Here is a 6,730-nt window from a genome sequence, read left to right as displayed (position 1 = left end):
CCAACTGACTCCGAATAGATTTGAGCAAGCCCAATTTACGCCTACACCGCCTCGCTTGCAAAAATCGGGCTGACCATAGATTTTCATAGCCGGGCCGTCCCAAGATGAAAACTGCCCCCATCGGGGGCAGTCGGCGCACGCGGCAAGAAGGCCCTCCTCATTCGCCGGGCACGCCCTGGCGGATATTGCGCGAGAACTGCGCCGCGTCGGCCGTGGCGCGCGCGCGGTCGGTATAGCGGCCGGCGTCGCGATAGGCCCGCGCGCTGTCCGCTCCGCGCAGCGCGCCGATGCGGTACAGGTATTCGGGCAGATAGCCGGACAGCAGCAGCCGGTAGTCCATCGGCAGCCCTGGCACGATGCGCCGGGCCAGCTGGTACACGATGGTGATGCAATTGGCGGTCAGCGTGTTGTAGAAGCGCGGTTGACGCGCCAGCCCGTTGGCCGTCTCGACATAGGCCAGGAACAACGCGCGCGCCCCGCCCTCGGGCATGTGCACGCGATACAGGTAACCGTCCTCGCCGCGCACATTGGTGCGTACCCGCAGGCTGTCCTCTTCGGTGGACGCCAGCACCGACAGCTCGTACTGGCGGAAGAAGCCCCCGATCTCGGAGAACGCATCGCCCAGCTTGCGGCGTACCTCGACCGAGAACACCACGTGCCGGCCGTCGCCGAAGCCAAAGGACACCAGCGCATGGGCGATCGCGGGGCGCCCCCAGTACGACAGCGCGACATCCACCGATTCCAGACGCGACAGATCGTAGGTCTCGGTGCGCCAGCGCACGTCGTAGTCGCTGCGCGTGCGCCAGTCGAAATCGCGCACGTCGTGCAGCGTGACCCGGTCGCCGTCGATGTCGCCGCACGTCGTCCGCGCCACTTCGGGCATCCAGCTGCGCGCATTGGACGGCCGCACCCCCAGCCGCCACCAGGCCAGCAGGCCGAGCAGCGCGGCGCCGAACAGCCAGAGCGGCGCGGCATGTTCCAGCGCCAGGCCCAGCAACGCCGCGCCGGCCAGCGCCAGCCAGCACGCCACGGACAGCGCGCGCCACGCACCGCCATGGGGCGACTGGAACCACAGCGCGCCCGCGCCCCACCCCGCCGCCGCTACGATCGTCACACCGGCCAGGATGGCGAGGATCATTGCGCGCCTTGCGACGAGGGCGCCTCTTGCGCGTTGCGCGCCTGGGCTTCCCGGTCCTGGCTGCGCCAGGCCGCGCGCCGCTGCCTGATCAAGCGCAGCGCGGCCTGCGACATCTGCCACCAGCCGAACGGCCGGGGGTCGGCCAGCATGCTGAGCGCGCGCGCGTAGTCCAGCGTCAGGCCCGGCGTCCAGGCCATGGTCAGCGCGCGCTTGCGGATCTGCGAGGCCACCCACAATTCCGGCGTCAGCAGCAACCGCAGCAGCACGCGCCAGCCGGCCTGCGGACCATGCAGCCGGCCGACCACGCCGTCCAGCGCCGCCTCCAGCGCGCGCGATACCGAGCTGGAACAGTTGCGATGCGTCAGGTTGTAGGTGGCATCCTGCCGGTAGACGTCCCAGAACGCCTGCAACTTTGCCGCGTCGTAGTTGCGGATGCGCACCTGCGTGGTGGACGGACACCAGGCCTGCGCTTCCGTGGCGTAGTCGGGCTGGAACACGCCCGGCACGTCGTTCTCGGCCGTGGCGCGCAGCAGCGCGCCGAACTGTTCGGGAGACCGGTCGATCTCCTGCGCCGGGTATAGGCTCACATACACGCCTTCAGGCGATTCCAGCGCCGCGTGCCCCGTGGAGATGACGCCGTTGACGTCAACGGCGGCGATGTAGCGGTTCAGCATCAGGTAGTTGCGCGTCTGCGCCTTGGCCGAGCCGGACGGGGTCCAGACGTGCACGGTCAGGGCACGCTCCGATTCCAGCGGCGGGCCGTCGAACACGGTCTGCGCCGGGCCAGCGGACGCGGTCGGCATGAAGTCCGGCCGTGCGTTGACGACCAGCCCGGGATTGGCCCCCAGCGTGCGGACGCGGCGTGCAAGCACCAGCAGCTTGAAGCCGGAGAAGGCCAGGAACAGGCCCACGCAATACGGCACGGTGCCCACGTAGTGCGTGGGATAGGGCTGAAAGAAGAAGATGGCCAGCAGGATCTCGGCCACGCCCGAGGCGAAGACATAGCGCCAGCGCGCGTAGCGCACCACGTAGGCGGCGATGCACTGCATCAGCCCATCGACCAGGAACAGCAGGCCGAAGATCATAGACAACACGAAATGCCCGTGTTGGTCGCCCGCCAGGACCAGCACGCCGGCCGTCAGCACAAACAGGCCCTTCACATAGCGCAGCACGCGCTGGCCGCCGACGCCGGACTTGGCGATGGCCAGCGTCGCCAGCCCTTCGATCACGATCAGCGCGGCAAAGCCGTCCAGGGGGAAATACAGCACCCCGTCCAGCGCGTCGATGAACACCACCGCGCCGGCAACCAGGAGCAACCAGCCGGCGACAGCCAGCCCGAGCGCGCGCTTGCGCAGGTAATCGACGCCCAGCAGCAATAGAACCAGATTTCCCATGCCCGTGACGCCGCGTCAAAGGCCGCTCTTGCGCGCGGTCAGGATCAGGCGCAGGCCCAGCGCGGCCATGGCGCAGGCGGCGAGCCGGTCCACCCATTTCTTCGCGCGCAGGTAGATGGCCCTCGGCCCCTGGGCCGAGAAGCACAGCGCGACGATGGCATACCAGCCGAACTCGACCAGGAACACCAGCGGCGGCAAGGCGAAATACACCCAGGTCGGCGGCTGCTGCGGCAACAGGGCCGCGAAAATGCTGCCGTACCAGATGGCGGTCTTGGGATTGCTCATCTGGGTGGCAAGGCCCGTCCAGAACGACTTGCGCGCGCTGCCTGAACGCGCGGCCACGGCGCCAGGCAGCGCGAAAGGTTGGCTCGCGCCGCGCCAGATCTTGTACGACATGTAGAGCAGGTACGCGCCGCCGGCGAGCTTCAGGCCCAGGTACAGCCACCCGACGGTTTGCAGCACGGAATAAAGTCCGGCGAGTGCCAGGCTGGCGAACAGGATGCCGCCGATGCCCATGCCCAGCGCCGAGGCCAGGCCGTCCAGGCGCGACTGGCCGATGGCGCTGCGCGCGACGATGACGAAGCTCGGGCCCGGCAGCATCGCGCCCAGCCACAGCGCCCCCAGGATGGCCAGAATGAAAGCAGGCGTATTCATCAGGATCTCCCCCCGCGCGGCCGCGCCGCGCGCACGCCTGATTCTTGCACATCCCCGCGGGCGCGATAAAAAAAACCCTGGTTCCAGGAACCAGGGTTTTCCTCCCGCCGGCACAACGGCCCCGCCTCGCGGCGCGGCCGTCATGCGCCTCAGGCGTAGGCTTCGACCGGCAGGCAGGCGCAGACCAGATTGCGGTCGCCATAGGCGTTGTCGACGCGAGCCACGGGCGGCCAGTACTTGCCGTCGCGCAGCGAGGCCACCGGGTAGGCGGCCTGCTGGCGCGGGTAGTCGTGCAGCCACTCTTCGGCCAGCAGCATCTGCGCGGTGTGCGGCGCGTTCTTCAGGACGTTGTCCTCGCGGTCGCGCTCGCCGCGCTCGACCTGGGCGATTTCCTCGCGGATCGAGATCATGGCGTCGACGAAGCGGTCCAGCTCGGCCTGGCTTTCCGATTCGGTCGGCTCGACCATCAGCGTGCCGGCCACCGGGAAGCTCATGGTGGGCGCGTGGAAGCCGTAGTCCATCAGGCGCTTGGCGATGTCCTCGGCGCTGATGCCGCTGGTTTCCTTGAGCGGACGCACATCCAGGATGCACTCGTGCGCCACGCGGCCGTTGCGGCCCGCGTACAGCACCGGATAGTGGTCGCGCAGGCGGGTGGCGACGTAGTTCGCATTCAGGATCGCGACTTCGGTGGCGCGGCGCAGACCGTCGGCGCCCATCAGCGAGATGTACACGAACGGGATCGGCAGGATGCCGGCCGAACCGAAAGGCGCAGCCGAGACCGGGCCGACCTTGGCTTCGCCGGGCAGCTTGCCTTGTTCATTGACCACGCCCGGCAGGTACGGAGCCAGGTGCGCGCGCACCGCCACCGGACCCACGCCCGGGCCGCCGCCGCCGTGCGGGATGCAGAAGGTCTTGTGCAGGTTCAGGTGCGAGACGTCGGAACCGAACTTGCCGGGCTGGGCCACGCCCACCATGGCGTTCATGTTGGCGCCGTCCAGGTAGACCTGGCCGCCGGCCTGGTGCACCAGTTCGCAGATCTCGGTCACGGCTTCCTCGAACACGCCATGCGTGGACGGGTAGGTGATCATCAGCGCGGCCAGCTTGTCGCCGACCTGTTCGATCTTGGCGCGCAGGTCGGGCAGGTCGACGTTGCCGTTGGCGTCGGAGGCCACCACCACCACATCCATGCCGGCCAGCTGGGCCGAGGCGGGGTTGGTGCCGTGCGCCGACGAGGGGATCAGGCAGACGTTGCGCTGATGCTGGCCGTTGGCCTGGTGGTAGCCGCGAATCGCCAGCAGGCCGGCGTACTCGCCCTGCGCGCCGGAGTTCGGCTGCAGGCTGATGTTGTCATAGCCGGTGATTTCGCACAGCGCGGCCGACAGGCGGTCGATCAATTCCTTGTAGCCCTGGCTCTGCGAGGCGGGCGCGAAGGGGTGGATCAGCGCGAACTCGGGCCAGGTGATGGGGATCATCTCGGCCGTGGCGTTCAGCTTCATGGTGCACGAGCCCAGCGGGATCATGGTGCGGTCCAGCGCCAGGTCCTTGTCGGCCAGCTTGCGCAGGTAGCGCAGCATGTCGGTTTCCGACTGCACGCTGGAGAACACCGGATGCTTCAGGATGGCGCTTTCGCGGGCCACGGCGGCGGGAATGCCGCTGGCGGCCGCGGCGTCGAGCGCGTCGATGTCCAGCTCGACATCATCGCGTTCCAGGCCGGAGGCGAACACGTTGACCAGGGCCTGCAGGTCGGCGGCGGTGACGGTCTCGTCCAGCGAGACGGCCAGGCGCGCGCCGTCGACGCGGCGCAGGTTGACGTGGGCGCAGTCGGCCGCGGTCAGGATGGCGGGCGTGGCCGCGCCGGTTTCCAGCAGCAGCGTGTCGAAGAAGCTGTCGTTGGCGACCTTCACGCCCAGCTTGACCAGCTCGGCGCGCAGGATCGCGGTGTAGCGGTTGACGCGGTTGGCGATGCGGCGGATGCCGGCCGGGCCGTGCCAGACGGCGTACATGCCGGCCATCACCGCCAGCAGCACCTGCGCGGTGCAGATGTTGGAGGTGGCCTTTTCGCGGCGGATGTGCTGCTCGCGCGTTTGCAGCGCCAGGCGCATGGCCGGGTTGCCCTGCGCGTCCTTGGACACGCCGACCAGGCGGCCGGCCATGTTGCGCTTGTAGGCGTCCTTGCAGGCCATGAAGCCGGCATGCGGGCCGCCGAAACCGAACGGCACGCCGAAACGCTGGGCCGAGCCCACGGCGATGTCGGCGCCCCACTCGCCCGGCGCGGCCAGCACGGCCAGCGCCAGCAGGTCCGTGGCCACGGCCACCACCGCACCCTGCGCGTGCGCGGCGTCGGCCAGCTTGCGGTAGTCGGCCACCGAGCCGGTGCTGTGCGGGTATTGCAGCAGCACGCCGAAGCATTCCGGCAGGCCTTCGGCCTCGTCGCCCACGGCGATTTCGATGTCCAGGCCCTCGGCGCGGGTGCGCACGACCTCGATGGTCTGCGGGTGCACGTGGCGCGAGATGAAGAACACCGGGCTCTTGGACTTGGCGCTGCGGCGGGCCAGCGTCATGGCTTCGGCGGCGGCCGTGCTCTCGTCCAGCAGCGAGGCGTTGGAGATGTCCAGCCCGGTCAGGTCGGCGACCATGGTCTGGTAGTTCAGCAGGGCCTCCAGACGGCCCTGCGAGATCTCGGGCTGGTAAGGCGTGTAGGCCGTGTACCAGGCGGGATTCTCAAGAATGTTGCGCAGCACCACGTTGGGCGTCTGCGTGCCGTAGTAACCCTGGCCGATGTAGCTGCGGTAGACCTTGTTGCGCCCGGCGACCTGCTTGAGCTCGGCCAGCACGTCGGTTTCGCTGCGCGAGGGCGGCAGCGCCAGCGGGGCCTGGCTGCGGATCTTGGGCGGCACGACTTCTTCGATCAGCGCGTCCAGGCTGGGGCTGCCGATCACGGCGAGCATGGCGGCCTGGTCGGCGTCGGAGGGGCCGATATGGCGGGGGATGAAGTCGGTGTGGGTGTCTAGGGCGCGCGACATGGGGAGGATCTCGGGTGCGTGAGCGTCGGGGACGATCGGTATGGCAACGCGCGGGCGGGCGGCGGCAGCGGCCGGCCCGCGCGGGACGGGCTTAGCCGTTGGCGACGGCTTCGTAGCCGGCGGCGTCCAGCAGCTTGTCCGCGTCGGCGGCGTTGTCCGGCTTGATCTTGAAGATCCAGGCGGTGAAGGCCGACTCGTTGATCAGGTTGGGATTGCTTTCCAGCGCTTCGTTGAAGGCGACGATCTCGCCGGCCACGGGCGCGTAGATGTCGGAGGCGGCCTTGACCGACTCGACCACGCCGGCGGTTTCGCCGGCGGCCAGCTTGGCGCCGACCTTGACGTCGCCGACGAAGACCAGGTCGCCCAGCTGGTCCTGGGCGGTGTCGGTGATGCCGACGACGAACACGTCGCCTTCGGCTTTGACCCATTCATGGGACTCGGTGTACTTGCGATCGGTGGGCAGGCTCATGGGAACTCCTGGGGCTATTCGGATGGGGGAAAGGGATTGCGCGCCTCGCGCG

At 68.9% G+C, this 6,730-nt stretch carries 5 protein-coding genes; all 5 read right to left on the bottom strand.

The window, feature by feature from the left end; genetic code table 11:
* Positions 1 to 157: 157 nt before the first annotated feature.
* Complete coding sequence (locus tag AC6LJ5_RS29630; RefSeq protein ID WP_498142377.1) at positions 158 to 1,138, bottom strand: Lnb N-terminal periplasmic domain-containing protein; 981 nt, start codon at positions 1,136 to 1,138, stop codon at positions 158 to 160.
* On the bottom strand, positions 1,135 to 2,532 hold the full coding sequence (locus AC6LJ5_RS29625) for an HdeD family acid-resistance protein (RefSeq protein ID WP_103271117.1): 1,398 nt from the start codon (positions 2,530 to 2,532) through the stop codon (positions 1,135 to 1,137). Before AC6LJ5_RS29625 ends, AC6LJ5_RS29630 begins: the two co-directional genes overlap by 4 nt.
* A gap of 15 nt (positions 2,533 to 2,547) precedes the next feature.
* Positions 2,548 to 3,186: a LysE family translocator gene (locus AC6LJ5_RS29620; RefSeq protein ID WP_498142376.1), complete on the bottom strand. Its 639-nt coding sequence runs from the start codon at positions 3,184 to 3,186 to the stop codon at positions 2,548 to 2,550.
* 149 nt (positions 3,187 to 3,335) lie between these two features.
* Positions 3,336 to 6,209, bottom strand: coding sequence for an aminomethyl-transferring glycine dehydrogenase (gene gcvP, locus AC6LJ5_RS29615; protein ID WP_103271119.1), 2,874 nt, complete (start codon positions 6,207 to 6,209; stop codon positions 3,336 to 3,338).
* A gap of 91 nt (positions 6,210 to 6,300) precedes the next feature.
* A complete protein-coding gene (gene gcvH, locus AC6LJ5_RS29610) occupies positions 6,301 to 6,678 on the bottom strand; it encodes a glycine cleavage system protein GcvH (RefSeq protein ID WP_498142375.1) in 378 nt (125 codons plus the stop codon).
* Positions 6,679 to 6,730 lie beyond the last annotated feature (52 nt).

The organism is Achromobacter sp. 1011791174 (assembly GCF_059760925.1).
The sequence above is the reverse complement of the archived record's forward strand: the minus strand, read 5'-3'. Positions and strand labels throughout refer to the sequence as shown.

Bases quoted from the DNA above. Each gene is read 5' to 3' on its own strand.
- AC6LJ5_RS29620 (WP_498142376.1), bottom strand. From the start codon at position 3,186: ATGAATACGCCTGCTTTCATTCTGGCCATCCTGGGGGCGCTGTGGCTG.
- AC6LJ5_RS29625 (WP_103271117.1), bottom strand. From the start codon at position 2,532: ATGGGAAATCTGGTTCTATTGCTGCTGGGCGTCGATTACCTGCGCAAG.
- AC6LJ5_RS29630 (WP_498142377.1), bottom strand. From the start codon at position 1,138: ATGATCCTCGCCATCCTGGCCGGTGTGACGATCGTAGCGGCGGCGGGG.
- gcvH (WP_498142375.1), bottom strand. From the start codon at position 6,678: ATGAGCCTGCCCACCGATCGCAAGTACACCGAGTCCCATGAATGGGTC.
- gcvP (WP_103271119.1), bottom strand. From the start codon at position 6,209: ATGTCGCGCGCCCTAGACACCCACACCGACTTCATCCCCCGCCATATC.